The sequence below is a fragment of the Flavobacterium esculini genome (assembly GCF_048284325.1).
In the GTDB taxonomy this organism is placed as follows: domain Bacteria; phylum Bacteroidota; class Bacteroidia; order Flavobacteriales; family Flavobacteriaceae; genus Flavobacterium.
This window is the reverse complement of record NZ_JBLVPI010000008.1, coordinates 46,805-63,548: the sequence shown is the minus strand read 5'-3', so window position 1 is coordinate 63,548 and position 16,744 is coordinate 46,805. Positions and strand designations below refer to the sequence as shown.

Here is a 16,744-nt window from a genome sequence, read left to right as displayed (position 1 = left end):
TAAGATTTTAAAAATTTGCGTTAATTCCAAAAGTCATCGATTTTGTATGAGGAATCCCATAACCTGCCACACCAATTCCTCCAGCACTTAAACCAGAAACCTCATAGTCAAAGCCTGTAAAAGAAGTGAGCGATAACAAATTTTGTCCCACTAGATAAAATCTCAATTTATTCATTCCCAACCTTTTTGATAAAGCTTTATCAAAATTATACCCTAATGTTATTGTTTTCAGTCTGATATAGGAACCGTTTTCAACATAATAACTTGAAGGTTGCAACTCATTATTACTATTTAATGTTGACAATGCTGGTATATTTGAATTAGCTTTACTTGGTGTCCAAGCGTCTAGAGTATTTGTATTATGATTAAAACTAAAAAAGTCAAAATCACCTATTGCACGCTGTGCATTATACAAATCATTTCCTTGTTTTCCGTCAAAAAACAGTGTCATGTCGAATCCTTTATAAGAAGAAAATAAGTTTATTCCATATATAAAATCGGGATGTGGGTTGCCAATAATTGTTCTGTCAAATTGGTCAATTTTCCCATCAAGATTTACGTCTCTGTATCTAATTTTACCTAATGCTTTTCCAGGTTGGTCTGCATGAACAGCCACTTCTTCAGGAGTTCTAAAAAGACCATCAGCAATTAATCCGTAAAAAGAAGCTATTGGCGATCCTTTTTTAGTTATTGATACCCCATTTAGTAAAAAATTGGACTCTGTATCTAAACTTTCAACATTATTTTTATAAGTTGAGAAATTCAAATCGACTCCATATTTAAAGTCATTTGCAGGATTACTTTTGTAACTTAACACAGCTTCAAAGCCTTTATTACTAACCGAACCTGCATTAATTAATGGAGGTTGACTTTCTCCATTTACAGATAAAGCAATTGGTCTTAGAATTAGGTCATTGGTAGTTTTTATATAAAAATCTGATTGTAGCGAGATTCTTTCGTTTAAAAATCCCAAATCAAACCCTACATTGTACTGCTCCGTTGACTCCCATTTAAGATCAGGATTAGCCTGACGAGATTGCAAGACACCACTTGCAGTACCTAAACCTGTTCCACTTATGTTGTAATCTGAAAACTCGACTACGTTGCCTACAGTATTATCTACATAACTGGAAAGATAGGAGTAATCTGCTATTTGGTCATTTCCATTGATACCCCAAGATGCTCTTAATTTAAAATTAGAAACATATTTACTGTCCATTAAAAATTTCTCGTTTTTTGCATTCCAGGCTAAAGAAGCAGATGGAAAAATACCGTATTTATTGTTTTCTCCAAAACGTGAGGATCCATCTCTTCTCAAAGTACCTGACACAATATATCGATCATCAAAGACATATTTAAGAGACCCAAATTGTGAAATCTTAAATGTTTCGACCTTTCCTACTAATGTTTTATATTGTGCATTATCATTAATCACATAGCCTGCAGGATCAGTAATATTTACCCCATTAATTTGGTTGTTATGAAAATTTTCTTCTCTTGCCGAATTTTCTATACCTCCTAATAATGATAGCCTATGTTTTCCAAAACTTTTATCATATTTTAAAGTATTAGTAAAAATGGTAGCCAAAAAATCATTATCCACATCATCAGTAGTAATTTTCTGAAAAACAGAAGGGATTGTTCCATTTGTAGAAAAAGCTTCACTTGCAGTGTTAAATTTATAAGTTCCTTTATCAAAATTTAAAGTCGTATTAAAAACCAAACCATCAATAATTTGAAAATCCAAATAGGCATTCCCTAAAAACCTTTGATTCTTTTGCTTATTATTTCTATTACTCCATAAATTTGCTACAGAGTTTGGTTTATCTTGCATACCCCCAGTTATTATCGTGGCGTAATCTCCAAGATTAGAATATAGCGGGAGCATTGGATTTTGAAGAATGGCATTTTCAAACTCGTTTGCTTTTACCTCATTAAATTTAGAGTACAAGAAATTTTCACCAATCGTCAATCTACCCTTAAATAATTTATACGATGCATTTATTCTAGAATTAAATCGGTCATAACTGGTATATCTCTGTATACCTTTATCTTCCGAGTAACTCAATTGGGTGTATAAACTTAAGTTTTCAGTTCCTTTTCTATATCCAAAATCAGTATTGTTTGAAAATGTATCGTTTGTAATTTCATTTACCCAATTCGTATTAGCCGCTGTTTGCAAACCATTAGGATCTAAATATTGAGGTATGGTAAAACCAGAACCATTATTAATTAAAACGGGATGAGTGGGAGAGGCAATTCCAGCACCTTTTTGAGCCTGGTATTCCACATCTGCCCATTGTTGCGAATTAAGCAAGCTGATTTTATCTCTTAAAGTATTGACAGTTATTTCGGATTTGAAACTAAATTCAGAAACTCCTTTTTTACCTTTCTTGGTTGTAACTACAATTACTCCATTTGCGGCAGAAGTCCCATAAATAGCTGCTGATGCGCCATCTTTTAATACTTGAATGGATTCAATTTCTTCAGGATTTAATGAGGATGAGCTTGTAGTTTGAACTCCGTCGATTACCCATAGCGGAGCTGACCCACTTGTCACTGTAGTTAATCCTCTAATTAATATTTGACTGTCATTTCCTCCTGGTGTACCTCCAGAATTGATTTGCAAACCAGCAACTCTACCCTGTAAAGCTGTTAAAATATTAGGAGTAGCCTCTTGAGAAATATCGGCAACTTTAACAACCGAAATAGCACCAGCTATATCTGATTTTTTTTCTTTTGTATACCCAACAACTATAACTTCCGAAAGATTGTTTGAACTGGATTGTAATTTAATACTGTACGTAATTTTTGAAGTTACTTTTATTTTAGCATCTAGGTAACCTATATAAGAAACTATCATATTATCTCCTTCTTCAGCAGAAATTTTAAATTTACCATCTATATCTGAAGTCGCTACATTTTTTGAGCCCTCAACAAGAATATTAGCACCTGGTAAAGGTTGACCGTCGTCAGATAAAACAGAACCATTAATTTGTCTTTGTTGCCCTGAAGCAATAAACACCAAGAAAAACAAACATAGTGACAATATGTTTTTCTTATTTTTAAAATACTTGATTTTCATACATTTATAGTTTTAGTTGTTTAGTTTATATTTTTTTATATTCTTTAATTTGATTTTTTACATCTATTATTTAATATTTAGTTGATTTATCAATACATTTTTAAGCTCAAAATCAGAATTTGCTTTAGCTATTGAAAAAGAATCCATTGGTTTATCTGAAAAATAAATTTCAGTCATAACCGTTTTTCCATTGTCATAAAATACTTCGATTGAGGTCTTATCGATAACCACTCTTACTTCGATTAAATTAAAATCTGCTGTAATGGGTGCTTTTGATATTTTATTGGCAAATTCATCTGAAAAAGAAGTTTTACTTACATTTTTTCTATCAATGTAAAAACACTTCTCCTTTTTATTAATTCCAAAATGAATGGCATTATTTCCTTTATTGGAAAGGATAAAATCATAGTTGTCATTCTTTAAACCATTCATAGTAAAATGAATATCTAATCTTGACATATCTACAGAAGACTTATCTACAATCACAGTTGCTTTATCAATAGTAAGAAGATCCTTTTTAATAGTCTTGGAAACATATTTATCCAATTCTTTTACTGGCAGGGAAACAATTCGATAATGACCACCGGTATTTATAAGTTTCAATTCTCTTGGAATAGTCGTAGCACTTCTCCATTTTTCAGTAGGAACTTTATCAGCATATTGCCAATTGGACATCCAACCTATAAATAATTTACGACCATCAGAATCTGGAATATTAGACCAGGTAACTCCTGCGTAATTATCCTTTCCGTAGTCAAGCCACAAAGCTCCAAATTGGTTTAAATCTTGGGTAAATGAATCCTCTAGTGTAAAAGTTTTTCCATCGAAATCGCCAACAAAATATTGAGTAGCCGATCCCCCATTTGGACCACCAGGATTAATGCTTTGCAAAAGCACCCATTTCATTTCAGTTGAACCTTCAACTTTAATAGGAAAAAAATCCGGGCACTCCCAAGGCGCTCCATGCGCACCTAGATTCTTGCCAAATCCAGAAGCCAATTCCCAATCTATTAAATTTGAAGAACGATATATTTTAGTTTCCACATCGGCAGCAAGAACCATTATCCATTGATTATGAATCGCATCCCACGTCATTTTTGGATCTCTGAAATCTTTAATATTTGGATTTTTAATTACCGGATTATTCTTGTATTTTGTCCAAGTCATTCCTTCATCTAAAGAATAAGCAATAGCTTGAGATTGAAAATCTATTGCTCCAGCTTTTGCTTTTACAGCATCGTGATACGTAAACATGGCTACAATTGGCGGATTTTTCAAACTCCCAAATCCAGAAGTATTATTGACATCAACAACCGCGCTTCCTGAAAATATGTACCCCATATCATCTGGATAAAGAGCAATTTTTTCTTCCTTCCAAGTTATCATATCCTTACTTGTGGCATGCCCCCAATGCATAGGCCCCCAAACATTATCATCTGGATAATGCTGAAAATACAAATGATACAACCCTTTGTAAAAAAACATTCCATTGGGATCATTCATCCAGCCTTTATTAGGTGTGAAATGAAAGTTGGGTCTATATAATTCTTCATTGGTTAACAGTTTTATATTGCTTAATTTAGTAGACATGCAACTATTCATTACAACCAGTATTAGCATAAAAAATATTCTTTTAAAAATTCCTATTTCTGATATATTCATCATAATTCTTATTTATTAATTAATCCTTTACTTACGTCTTCCAAAGAGATTCCTTTGGTTTCCGGCATCATAAAAATGACAAACAGCAATTGAAAAACCATCATAAAAGCAAAAAAGGCAAATACATTTCCAACGCCAAAACTTGTAAAAAGGATAGGCACCATCGAAGGGATAATAGCTGCTAAAACCCAATGTACAGAACTACCAAAAGACTGTCCGGAAGCTCTCAAATGATTGGGAAATATTTCAGAAATAAATACCCAAATAACAGCTCCTTGTCCGATTGCGTGAGATGCAATGAAGAGAAATAAAAACCCAGGCACTGCCAGTCCAGTCCAGTTTAAGTAAAACGAAGTGGCCACCATTGAAAGGGAAAAAATATAACCAATAGATCCGAAAATCATTAATTTGCGTCTTCCCAATCGATCAATAAGATAAACTCCAATTAGTGTAAAGATTAAATTTATAATACCAATACCGATGCTACTTAATAATGCCGTTTTTGCACCTAATCCTGCTTCTTCAAATATTCTGGGAGCATAATATAGAAAGGCGTTAATTCCTGATAATTGATTAAATGCAGCTATCAAAAAAACCAAGATTAATTGAAAACGGTATTTTTTCATAAAAATATTTTCATTCAAAGGAGTACTATTACTATTTTTACTTAAATCATCCAAAATATCTTGAACATCTTCTTTTGATCCAATTTTTTCGAAAATAAGTTTTGCTTCTTCAATTCTAAGCATTGAATACAACCATCTTGGACTTTCAGGTATACTAAAAGCCATTAGGGTATAAATTATAGAAGGAAAAACCTGAACACCAAGCATCCATCTCCAAGCATTTGGACCTACATCACTTAGAAGATAGTTGGATAAGAAAGCAATTAGAATTCCCAATACAATATTAAATTGATACAATCCCACTAAACGCCCTCTATCCTTGGCTGGTGCGATTTCAGATATATAAGCTGGTGCCGCAATTGTTGAAGCCCCAATTCCTAAACCTCCCAGAAACCTAAAAAAAGCAAATACAAATGGATCATTTGAAAGTGCTGAACCAGCAGCAGAAATAGAAAATAAAACACCTATAATTAATAAGGTCTTTTTTCGACCTAACTTATTTGTTGGAATTCCTCCAAAAATAGCACCTATAACTGTACCCCAAAGTGCCATTGCCATCACTACTGAACCGTGGAAAACATCACTTGAATTCCATAACAACTGTAACGTTTTGTCTGCCCCTGAAATCACTACTGTATCGAAGCCAAATAGAAATCCTGCGAAAGACGCAATGAGTGACCATCTCAAAATTTTATTATTCATAAACCATGTTTTTAATTATTATCAAACTTATTATTAAACAGTAAGATAACGTTTTCGTAATGTATCCATTTACTTCAAATTTGTTACACAAATCGCAACTATTTGATTTTAAATAAATTAACATGAACTTAAGACATAATTATATAATATTGTAACATTAAATTATGATTTCGAAACAAAAAATAAATTAAAAAAAAAGTTTTAAATAATTTAAGTGGCTTGAAATTGCATATAGTGTTTTTTATTATAAATTATTTACGCTTATATCAATAGCTACACTCAAAAAAAATAGGGATGGTTTAAAATTTTGGGATTAACACTCTAAAAAGTAACTTGTCTATAGTGCTAAAACAGCCTAATTTAGAATTTACAAATACAAAGTCTTTAGAATAACATAGCGTATAGTCTTTATATTAGTAGTTCAAAATAGTAAGAAGGTCAATAATTATGCTTTATAGGAATTTGCAATTTTCATAACAGAATAATAATCTTTATTAATGCCTTAATGCGGAAGTTCACCTTATAGCTATATACTACTGAATACACGAAAAAAAAGATAGATTTAAAAAAAATAGATTATACAATATTTTTAAATAGTATTGTATAATCTATTCAAGAAGAGAGGATAGCATTAAGATTGCTGTGTTCTTTGAAACAAAACATTATTCTATTTTTGGATTTTGGGGAAATAATGAACGATTGAAATCAACTATATCTTCGTGAGATGGAGGTGAAGTCCTTTCCATTAATTTTGTAATAGCCAAGTCTCTTAGATAGGCAGCATCTTCTTTTACACCTACCTTGAGAGCTTGTTCAAGTTCCGCCACATTCAATTCTGTGCAGTATGCAGGAGTTCCAGGTTGATGTCTCCAAGATTCTGACAGAGTTCCTGCATCGACAACATCAAAACCCGCATCATTGATTAAACTTGAAACCACTTTTTTAGAACTCTCATCATCGCCAGATATAGCCATAGCAATTCTAGCTTCTTGTCCTTCGTTTTTTCCAGCCTCAGCAAGTGTGTGAGCCAACAGGTTGTTAAATGCCTTAATGACCGGCCTTCCCAATTGTTCTGAAATCCAGACACTTTCTACTTTTCCATTTTTCAAATCTTCAATCTCTCCATCACGAAATGGATAATAATTACTGGTGTCAACAATGATGACATTTTTTGGTAAATCATTAAACAAATCTTTAGCTAACTCTGGGATTGCAGTGGTAGGAACAGATAGAATAATTACCGCTACATCATTTACCAATTCATTAATGGTTGACGGGATGGCTCCCAATTCTTTCGCTTTATTTGCTAATACTTGTTGCTCGTCTGTATTAGTAACTTTTACTTCGTGACCTGCGTTTGCAAGTTTTTTTGCGATGGTACCACCGATTGCTCCGGTACCTATTATTCCTATTTTCATATTCTAAATTGTTTTATAAAAAAATGTATAAATTTTAAGTCTCACTAAGATAATATTTAAAAGAAATCGATTAAATACTAATTTTTCTTGGCGGCAAGCCGTTAATAGAACGGTTAATATCAACCGCATGATCAACGAATCCAGCAGGATATTTTCCTGAAATCAAAATATCGAAATACTCGCTTCCTAGATCCTGCATCTTATCAAATGACAGTTTTTGCTTTTCTGCCAATGATTCTCTCTGAGCAGATTTTCTTGCTTTGACAAGTTCTTCTAATTGTAAATCTGTACAATATGCCGGACCGCATGCCTGCTGTCTCCAAGACTCTTCAAGGGAACCCGAATCTAACCCATCAAAACCGGCGCTATCTACCAATCTCATAACCACATCAATTTCCTCTTGTATATCTCCAGAAACCGCTATAGCAATTCTGTCCTTACTGTTTTTTGGCTTTCCTTCCACTGCCAAGCTGTAGGCACCTATATTACTGAAAGCTTTAACTACCGTTCGACCTAACTGCTGTTGAACCCAAACACTGTTGACTGTACCATTTTCGATTTCTTCAATCTTTCCGTCGCGGTGCGGCCAATAGTTTGTCGTTTCTATAATGACTACGTGATCTTCTACTTTACCTTTTAATGCTTGAGCCAATTCCGGGATTCTAAGAAGCGGTATTGCTATAACAAGAATATCTGTATTTTTTGCCACTTCATCCATTTCTAAGGCTTTTGCACCAATACTACCGGCGATGGCCTGTATTTTAGCAGCTCCTTTTACATCTGCCAATGAAACTGTATGGCCAGTCTCACTAAATTTTTTAGCAAGTATTTTTCCGATCAGACCTGCGCCTATAATTCCAATTTTCATATTTTTAAATTTATTTTTAGTTAACATTATGCTTTACTTATTTTTAAGGTTGAATACTACTTATAATCACCTTAAATTTTAATTACTTACTAGTCATTTATAATTTCCTGTTGGATAATATTTGCAAAGTTAAAGTATTTCACTTTCCTTTGTATAGTACTTTCCCAAAGGAAAGTGAAATATCAAATAAAGAGAAAACTATGGCGCAAAAAAAAATGCATTGTGACTGCCTGAATACGATAAAGCCAGTTAGAGATGCTCTAGATGTAATAAGTGGAAAATGGAAACTGCCGATTATAATTTCGGTGGGTGTAGGCAATGATCGTTTTACGGATATACAGGAAAGTATTCCGGGAATTACTCCAAAAGTGTTGGCTAAGGAACTAAAAGACTTAGAGCAACATAAATTGTTAAAACGTACCGTTGTAGAGGATTATCCAGTTAAAATTTCTTATAGCTTAGAAACTTACGCAGATACTCTAACCCCAATTATTTATTTGCTTAAAGACTGGGGATTGAACCATAAAAAGAAAATTTTTAATACAGTTTGAGTTCTTAATCCAATGAAATAGATACGTTCAGTGATTTAAAAAACAAAAAAAGGCCAACAAAAATAAAACTAATTTTAAGAACTATTCCACAATTATTTTAGCATCAAACAATTCATTTTTCAACAGACCTTTTATTATATAAACACCTCTGATGGCTTTATTTCCATTATCCATAACACCATCCCAATGAATTATTGGATTATTGCCATCTAGAATTGTTTCAATTTTTGTTACTGGAAATCCTGTTATATCAAAAATATGAGCATAAACAGGTGTTGCCACAGTTATAGCACTAAATTTAATGTTGAAATTTTCACTGGATGGATTCGGAAAAACAACCGGATGAATTATTTCATTTTTTTTTTCGATATACTTTGCTGTAGATTCAGTTCCGCCTCCTTGAATATTATATATTTTTAAGTCTGTTGCTGTTGCTGTACCGAACTGAGCATATAAATCAATTAAATTATTCCCGGTTGAAGGAAAAGATCGTGTTGCAAAAGCTAATTCTTCATTAACGAAAACCTCTATTACAGATGCATCGACAAAGATCCTCCAATTAATATTTCCTGCCGGTAATACATAATTAGTAGATTGATTCGATAGCGGAACCCCTGTAAGAATTGAAGATTTACTTCTATCTACAACAAAATTACTTGTAGTATAATCATAATAAATTAAGGTTTGTTCACCAGTTGATGTATTTTTATTCAGAGAAAATCCAACTTTTGCAGCAGTTCCTGGATTAATAGTAGCAACGATTTCATATTGAGATCCTGTTGAATTATTTAATACATTTGAGCTATTTTGGTCAAAAACTACATTTGTAAAATTTTTAGAAGCTCCTCTAAGACTTAATACATTTGGATGAGGAACTTGTTTTATTTTACCATTAACAAGTGTCCAAACTCTTGGCAAACTAAATACGTGCGCCCAGCCTTGCTCTTTTTGTTTTGCAGAAGTAACACCGTCTGGAATAATTCCTATCGCCGTTAAATTCCCATTAGCATCTGGATGAATAGAAGGCGATAATAATTGGTTGATTACATCTAATCGCTCAGGAACGGGATTATCCCTAACGAATTGCGATCCATTAAAATTCCCAGTCCAATACAACGCATTTGCATTAGGAAGCTTATTAATTAGTACGATTGATTTCGCCCCAAAATTATAATAAATAGGCATTTCCCAAAAATCCCCAGTTCCATCTAAAGAAGGATTTCCCTCTAACATTGTTCCTTGAGGAGACCATTGTTTGAAATCGGAAGAAGTAGATTTATACAAATACAATGCTCCTCTTGGGGTTCCACTTCTTAAACCTGTACCAATCATCATATACCATTCTGAATTATGTTGAAATACAAAAGGATCTCTAAAATCAGCGTTTGCAGAAGAAGTTGGTGCATTTGGTATAATTGCAGAAGAATTTTTTGTCCAAGTATCGTAGGGGGCTGTTGAAGTTGCAAGTCCTATTGCAGCTTTAGTTTTATTTACACCAGTATAAAAAATAAAGGGTTTACCGTTACTTATTACGGCGTGTCCTGACCAAATCCCTACTTCGTCAAATCCAGGTTGAGGCCATAAAATTTGTGTTTTTTCTTCCCAGCTTACTAAATCGTTACTAACGTAATGCCCCCAATTGATATGCTCTAAATAGGGCCCGTTGAAATTTCTTTGACTAAAAATATGGTATTTATTGTCAATATATAGCAATCCGTGCGATTCGTTAGTCCAACTAGCAGATGGAAGTAAATGGTATTTTGGTCGATGAATATCATTGGCAAATCGAACTGCAGTCGGGATTTTAAGATCCGGATCTGATGGTGTAAATTTAGTGAACTGAGTTAATATCTCGGCAGCTGTTAAGTCTTTATTCCAAAGTGCTACTTGATCTATTGCTCCAGTTAAACCATTAGTGTCAAATCCAGCGATTGTTTTAGATTTTGATTCTTTTCCAATATAAATGGTGGCATTATTATCCCATAAAAGTGTCCCAATATCAAACGTAACAGTTTTAATTTGAACACCATTTAAATACAATGAAGCCGTTCCGCTTGAAGCATTTATATTTAATGCAATATAACTCCACTTTTTAAGCGCTACTTCTTGATCAGAAATAATTTGAATCACATTTGTCCCAACTTTAAATTGACCAATAACTCTTCCGTGATGATTGATCCCTAAGGCAACGCCAGAACTATTAGATGTGTTTACATTCGAAAAAATAGAAGCGTTTGTATTTTCGGTAATCGGATCTAAATCTTTTCTTTGAACAGGAAAAGCTGCTGGTGCAACCCAACCAGAGACACATACTTTTGAGGTTGGATAAATTACACTTGCATTCCCGGTAGCCCAACCATAAAAGCCATTAACTCTTAATGAATTTCCTTCAACGCCCACAATCCGTTCAGATGAACCTGAAGATCCATTTATATTAAAGCTGGCATTTGTTTTAGTTTCTACTAGTGTTTGCCCAGAGGTTTCATTAAAACTAAATGATAAAAGTTCTGAAGCCACATTAGAGGGAGGAATCGGGGTTGGACTTGGACTTGGATCATTTTGGGATTTACATCCAATAAGGATAAGTCCTGACAGGATAATTGTTATGCACTTTTTCATTTTATAATATTTTTTATAAAATTACTAGAATACTATAATGACCTAATTAAGTATTGTTACACCTGCCTAGTAATTTTTAAAAAAAAATTAACCCCAATAAAACAGGGAGTTAAGAAAAAATAATGCCGAAAAATCAATATAAAAAGACGCTAAAAATCACTATATCTATAAAAATGTTACATTGTTTTAGCATAATTAATTATTTCTAAAGTCTTTTGGGGGTATTCCGTACTTAGTTTTGAAAGTAGTTGAGAAATAATTAGGAGAAGCAAAACCGCAAGAATAGGCAATCTCGGAGATGTTCATTGTTGTGGTCATTAATAGCTCTTTTGCTTTCTCTAATCTAAAATTATTAATATAATCTCCAACTCCTATGCCTAAAACTGCTTTTACTTTTCTATAGAGTTGCACTCGGGAAATATTTAATTTACTGGCAAGATTTTCAACAGAAAAAGAGGAGTCATCAATGTTTTTTTCTAAAATCAAATTAATCCTATTCAAAAACTCTCTTTCAATTAAGCTAAGTCCATCGTTTTCGATTTTATTTATATTTTTAGTATAGTAATAACGTAACTTTTCTCTGTTAAACAGTAATCCTTTTATAGATTGTTTTAAGACTTTTAGATTAAAAGGTTTTGTTAAAAATAAATCTGCTCCAACTTCTAATGACTTTATATAAGTATTATTATCATCCATTGCTGTTAAAATGATTACAGGAATATGGGAAGTAATCATATTCGTTTTTAAAACTTCACAAATTTCAAAACCATTCTTCTCCGGTAAATTTAAATCACAAACAACAATATCTGGCATTAACTCCAAGGCCATTTCTACTGCTTTGGTTCCGTTGCACCTGCTAACTATGTAATCTTCTTTTAATTTTGAAGCAATAAAATCCAGTAAATCAGCATTATCCTCAATAATTAAAAGAGACGGTTTGTTTTCTGTAATTATGGATTCCGTACTAGGTGTTAATTCAGTTTCCAAATACTCATATCCATTTTCACTATCTGAAAAATAAGTACTTTCATTTACAATTTTTGATTTATCGATATGGCCATCTCCTAATTTTAAATAAACAGAAAATTCGGCACCATTAATTGACTTAACTTCTATTATACCTTCATGTAAATCAACAAAGTTTTTAGATAAATTCAATCCGATACCCGAACCGTTTCTATAGTTATTAGACCCTTGGAAAAAGGGACTGAAAATTTGATTTATTTCCTTTTCAGGAATACCAATACCGGAATCTTTAAAATTAATTTTAACAAGCCCCTTATCTTTTTCTTGACGTATTTTAATTTCAATTTTACCTCCATCTGGAGTGAATTTAAAACAATTAGATAACAGATTATAGTAAACCTTATCCATTAAATTTGGATCAAAATAAACTTCTAAACCCTCATTATCCGTTTCAATTGTATAATTTATTTTTCTTTTTTTAGCCTCTCTTTTAAATTCCTTAAACATATTAGCCGAAAATTTCCAAAGATTATTTTTGGATAGTTTCAGAGTGAATTTTTTATCCTCCACCATTCTAAAATCCAACAATTGATTAATCAATCGAAGTAATCGCAAAGAATTATTATACATTATGTCTAAATCTTTTTTAACAGAATGACTTTTATTTTGAAATTCATCGTGTAAAGATTCAACGGAACTTAATATTAGGGTTAAAGGTGTTTTAAATTCATGAGATATACCGGTAAAAAAATTAATTTTGGATTCATTACTTTCTTTAAGTTTCTCTACAAATTTTTCAATTTCATTCCTTTGGCTAGTAATTTTATAATTAGTCACTTCTAATAGTCTTTTCTTCTTTCTCATTGAAAATATAGAATAAACACTAAAAACAGCTAAACAGAATATTACCACTAAAAGAAAACTTAGCAACTTAATTAAATTATATAATGTTAGGTATTTCTTTTCTTGTTCTTTGATTACATTCTGCTGTGTTTCAATATTAGATTGCTGTTGCGTCACTTTGTCAAATTGATTGCTCATTATATCAGCATTTAAAGAGTCAATCAAAATGGTGTTAAGTACATTATTCTTAGAGACTATTTCTTTATTTGCAAGTTTAATTGCCAGCTTTATCGCTTCACTACCGCCTGTTGGATATAATATAGTTGCTGTCAACTTACCATCTTTAACCGCCTGTATTCCACCATTTGGATCATTCAATCCATCTATCCCTATAAATTTTATATTTTTTTCTCTACCTTTTCGCTTGGCTGCCTCCCATGCTTGAAGTGCTATAATATCATTAAAAGCAAAGACATAATCTATTTTTGGCATACTATCCAAGACCTTACTAAAATTAGTATTTAGTGATGCCAAATTCGGAGCAGTTATACTTATTTTTTTTATGTTTGGATATTGGTCGATAATTTGTTTAAATCCTAAACTTCTCTCTACGCCAGGTGAGATATCCGTCGTTGCCTTAATTTCCAGAATAGTTGCATGAGCCTTAGACATCGAAACAATATATTTTCCAGCAATATGACCTACTTCAACATTATCAGCTCCTAAAAATGAAGTGTAATTCGATGTATTAACTTTTCTATCAACTATAATTACAGGTATTCCTTTTTTATTAGCTTTTTCTATTACCGGCACTATAGAATCTGATCCATAAGGTGCCACTATGATAACATCCAATTGGTCATCAATCATTTTTTCTATATCTACAATCTGCTTTTTTGTACTGCTATTCGCATTGTAAATAGTTAAGTCAATTTCTGGATGAAGTGAAGCCTCAATCTTGACAGTATTATCCATTGATTTCCTCCAGCTATCATCCTCCGAAATACTTTGAGAAAATCCAATTGAAATCCTTTTTTTACTATTATCATTTGAATTACAGGAAAACAATGTAACTAATACTAATAATATATATATTCTTCTTGACATAAAATTTGAGGTATTCATAAAATTTATATTGAGTACTCTAAGAATTCAATTTCACTAAGTTAAACTTACTTTTCTTAGGAATTATTTAAAAATAATTCACTCTATAAAAGTGGTCAATAATATTGAGAAATTATTTTTAATTAGGTGATTTAATAAGCTAAATCAAAAAGTTAAGCAAAAGTAATTATTTTTAGAATAAATTAAGAATATCATATTCATTTCTTTAAATAAGTAATGGTTAAAAATCAATATCGAATTTAATGTCGAAATTATTCAGGATAAAATTTAATTTTACTTTGAGGTTTTGGAAAGACTTATAAGCATCAAAATCTAACCATTGCTATTTTATTCTTCGGCATAGAATTTCTATCAGATTTAACTCTGGAGAATATGGTGAAAAGTAAATCAAAACATCTTTTTCTTTATGGGTAAATTATCAAGAATTACAATGTTTTTTTTGAGTGTTTGTTCCACAAACGATCCATAAAACAGATAATCCTATCTGAATTAAAGGTTGATTCAAGTATTATAAAATAAAGCTTCTTTTTACGAGTCATTAATGCAACTATATTTTGATATTTGCCTTTAGCAGCAGATACCAATATTAGATTCTCCTTTATCTGCCATGCATAAGGCACATTGGGAGTAAGTCCAAAATGACTATGGTCTCCAAAATATAAATCAATTAGCCGCTATCTTCCAAACTCTTTAATGTTTGTATTTGCTTTTGTTTAAATCGAAATAGCTCTTCGTCGTTTGCCTTTTAAGGAGAGTCTAGTTCTTTTCCATCTATAACCCAGTAACTTTTAAAAAATTCTACAATGTTTTTTTGCAGATGATAATATTGTGTTGCTCTTTAAAGTAAATTAATACATTTTTTAAATTTCTATTGTGAAGCTCCAATTGCTCGGAAACCTCTTTGGAATAGTCTTCAAAAGTGTTTTTGCTTCCCTTCCCCCTGCTATTCCAAGTGCATCAACCCCAATTTCTTCCCAACTATCAAACCAACGTTCAATCGTTCTGCGACTGACTTTAAAAATAGAAGCTAAGCCTTTAATCTTGTATCTTTGATGTGATAAAAAAAGACATTGACTACGTTTTCTAATGGTATTATTACGGCTGTTTTGATGTAGGTGTTCTAATGCCTCACATCTCTTTATTCTTAAGTACTACATATCTGATAACTATAAAAATATAAGATATTTATTCCAAATAAATACAACATTATTTTATTCTAATAACTTAAATTTATAAAATGAAAAAAAAAATAATACAATTGTTATTTTTAACAGTACCGTTTTTATGTAACGCTCAAGAATATATTGATCTATTTTCCGTAAACTATGGAAAATCACAAAAAACTATTTTTGAAAATTCATCAATTAATACTACCATATCTACATTCCAAACTAATCTTACTTTACCCGTTGTTTTAAATGAAAAATACACGGTTATCACTGGGGTAAATTTCAGCAGCTACAACTTACAATTATTTCCTGATTCCAATAATAATCATTTATATTCAACTAATTTAAGAGCTGGTTTAAGAATAAGCCATTCTAAACACTGGAGTGGAATATACCTTTTGCTTCCAAAAGTCGCCTCCGATTATATCCATCTGAGCAGTGATGATTTTTACTTCGGCGGACTAGCGTTATTAAAATATAAAAGAAACGAAAACTTTGGTTATAGTTTTGGACTTTACGGTAGTAGTGAAGCTTATGGTATGTCTATGGTGCCAATCATTGGTCTCTATTATCACAGTCCGGATAAACGTTTCGAGATGAATTTCTTTATGCCAAATGATGCTGATATCAATTATAGTTTGACTGATAAAACAAAAATAGGTGTTGATTTTCTGGGTCATGGAAACAGTTACAAAGTGACAACTGATAATATCCGTTCCAATTATGTCGAAAACAATTCGATAGATTTTTCTTCGTACATACAACGAAGCGTGCTCGACAAAAAAATACTCTTACGCCTAAAAATGGGATATTCTTTAAACCAATTTAGAGTATATCCAATTGATCAAAAACTTGATTTACAAATTCTAGCGTTAAAATTTGGTGATAACCGTACAAAATTATTTCAAGACAAATCAAATACCTTCCTTTTAAAGATGGAAGCCATCTATCGTTTTGATCTAAGTAAGGTTAAAAAATAATACCTTTTAATCTTTTGAATATACTGCAATACTGTTGTTTCAATCGCCGTTGACTTTAGTCTCCGGAATTTAGGTTGAATGTGTAATTCACTTTAGGCAAAACAATTATACAATTTTGGCTAAAGCCAAA

The 16,744-nt window shown here is 32.0% G+C and carries 11 protein-coding genes; 2 read left to right on the top strand and 9 right to left on the bottom strand.

What is annotated here, in order from left to right:
* Window positions 1-7: 7 nt before the first annotated feature.
* From ACNQGG_RS08830 to ACNQGG_RS08810, 5 genes are all read right to left on the bottom strand, one after another.
* Window positions 8-3,085: a SusC/RagA family TonB-linked outer membrane protein gene (locus ACNQGG_RS08830; RefSeq protein WP_417963113.1), complete on the bottom strand. Its 3,078-nt coding sequence runs from the start codon at window positions 3,083-3,085 to the stop codon at window positions 8-10.
* A 66-nt stretch (window positions 3,086-3,151) separates the two neighbouring features.
* Window positions 3,152-4,750 (bottom strand): glycoside hydrolase family 32 protein, encoded by a 1,599-nt coding sequence (locus ACNQGG_RS08825; protein ID WP_417963111.1) that lies wholly within the window; start codon window positions 4,748-4,750, stop codon window positions 3,152-3,154.
* 5 nt (window positions 4,751-4,755) lie between these two features.
* Window positions 4,756-6,075, bottom strand: coding sequence for a sugar porter family MFS transporter (locus ACNQGG_RS08820; protein WP_416858198.1), 1,320 nt, complete (start codon window positions 6,073-6,075; stop codon window positions 4,756-4,758).
* A 662-nt stretch (window positions 6,076-6,737) separates the two neighbouring features.
* Window positions 6,738-7,493 carry an NADPH-dependent F420 reductase gene (locus ACNQGG_RS08815; protein WP_417963109.1) on the bottom strand — a complete coding sequence of 252 codons (756 nt, stop codon included), beginning with the start codon at window positions 7,491-7,493 and terminating at the stop codon, window positions 6,738-6,740.
* A 70-nt stretch (window positions 7,494-7,563) separates the two neighbouring features.
* A complete protein-coding gene (locus tag ACNQGG_RS08810) occupies window positions 7,564-8,388 on the bottom strand; it encodes an NADPH-dependent F420 reductase (RefSeq protein ID WP_417963107.1) in 825 nt (274 codons plus the stop codon).
* Between the two features lie 173 nt (window positions 8,389-8,561).
* Between ACNQGG_RS08810 and ACNQGG_RS08805 the strand changes: the two genes are divergently transcribed.
* Window positions 8,562-8,912 carry a winged helix-turn-helix transcriptional regulator gene (locus ACNQGG_RS08805; RefSeq protein WP_417963105.1) on the top strand — a complete coding sequence of 117 codons (351 nt, stop codon included), beginning with the start codon at window positions 8,562-8,564 and terminating at the stop codon, window positions 8,910-8,912.
* Between the two features lie 81 nt (window positions 8,913-8,993).
* Here ACNQGG_RS08805 and ACNQGG_RS08800 read toward each other — a convergent pair whose 3' ends face one another.
* From ACNQGG_RS08800 to ACNQGG_RS08785, 4 genes are all read right to left on the bottom strand, one after another.
* Window positions 8,994-11,531: a GH32 C-terminal domain-containing protein gene (locus ACNQGG_RS08800; RefSeq protein WP_417963103.1), complete on the bottom strand. Its 2,538-nt coding sequence runs from the start codon at window positions 11,529-11,531 to the stop codon at window positions 8,994-8,996.
* A 195-nt stretch (window positions 11,532-11,726) separates the two neighbouring features.
* Window positions 11,727-14,447, bottom strand: coding sequence for a substrate-binding domain-containing protein (locus tag ACNQGG_RS08795; RefSeq protein WP_417963101.1), 2,721 nt, complete (start codon window positions 14,445-14,447; stop codon window positions 11,727-11,729).
* A gap of 443 nt (window positions 14,448-14,890) precedes the next feature.
* The gene (locus ACNQGG_RS08790) at window positions 14,891-15,133 is read right to left on the bottom strand and encodes a transposase (protein WP_417963275.1); all 243 of its coding nucleotides are present in this window, start codon (window positions 15,131-15,133) and stop codon (window positions 14,891-14,893) included.
* A gap of 192 nt (window positions 15,134-15,325) precedes the next feature.
* Window positions 15,326-15,553: a helix-turn-helix domain-containing protein gene (locus ACNQGG_RS08785; RefSeq protein WP_417963273.1), complete on the bottom strand. Its 228-nt coding sequence runs from the start codon at window positions 15,551-15,553 to the stop codon at window positions 15,326-15,328.
* Window positions 15,554-15,702: 149 nt separating this feature from the next.
* Between ACNQGG_RS08785 and ACNQGG_RS08780 the strand changes: the two genes are divergently transcribed.
* Window positions 15,703-16,614 carry a DUF6268 family outer membrane beta-barrel protein gene (locus tag ACNQGG_RS08780; RefSeq protein ID WP_417963099.1) on the top strand — a complete coding sequence of 304 codons (912 nt, stop codon included), beginning with the start codon at window positions 15,703-15,705 and terminating at the stop codon, window positions 16,612-16,614.
* Window positions 16,615-16,744: the final 130 nt, after the last annotated feature.

Coding starts and splice junctions, on each gene's coding strand:
- ACNQGG_RS08830 (WP_417963113.1), bottom strand. CDS start 3,085: ATGAAAATCAAGTATTTTAAAAATAAGAAAAACATATTGTCACTATGT.
- ACNQGG_RS08780 (WP_417963099.1), top strand. CDS start 15,703: ATGAAAAAAAAAATAATACAATTGTTATTTTTAACAGTACCGTTTTTA.
- ACNQGG_RS08825 (WP_417963111.1), bottom strand. CDS start 4,750: ATGATGAATATATCAGAAATAGGAATTTTTAAAAGAATATTTTTTATG.
- ACNQGG_RS08815 (WP_417963109.1), bottom strand. CDS start 7,493: ATGAAAATAGGAATAATAGGTACCGGAGCAATCGGTGGTACCATCGCA.
- ACNQGG_RS08820 (WP_416858198.1), bottom strand. CDS start 6,075: ATGAATAATAAAATTTTGAGATGGTCACTCATTGCGTCTTTCGCAGGA.
- ACNQGG_RS08800 (WP_417963103.1), bottom strand. CDS start 11,531: ATGAAAAAGTGCATAACAATTATCCTGTCAGGACTTATCCTTATTGGA.
- ACNQGG_RS08805 (WP_417963105.1), top strand. CDS start 8,562: ATGGCGCAAAAAAAAATGCATTGTGACTGCCTGAATACGATAAAGCCA.
- ACNQGG_RS08810 (WP_417963107.1), bottom strand. CDS start 8,388: ATGTTAACTAAAAATAAATTTAAAAATATGAAAATTGGAATTATAGGC.
- ACNQGG_RS08795 (WP_417963101.1), bottom strand. CDS start 14,447: ATGTCAAGAAGAATATATATATTATTAGTATTAGTTACATTGTTTTCC.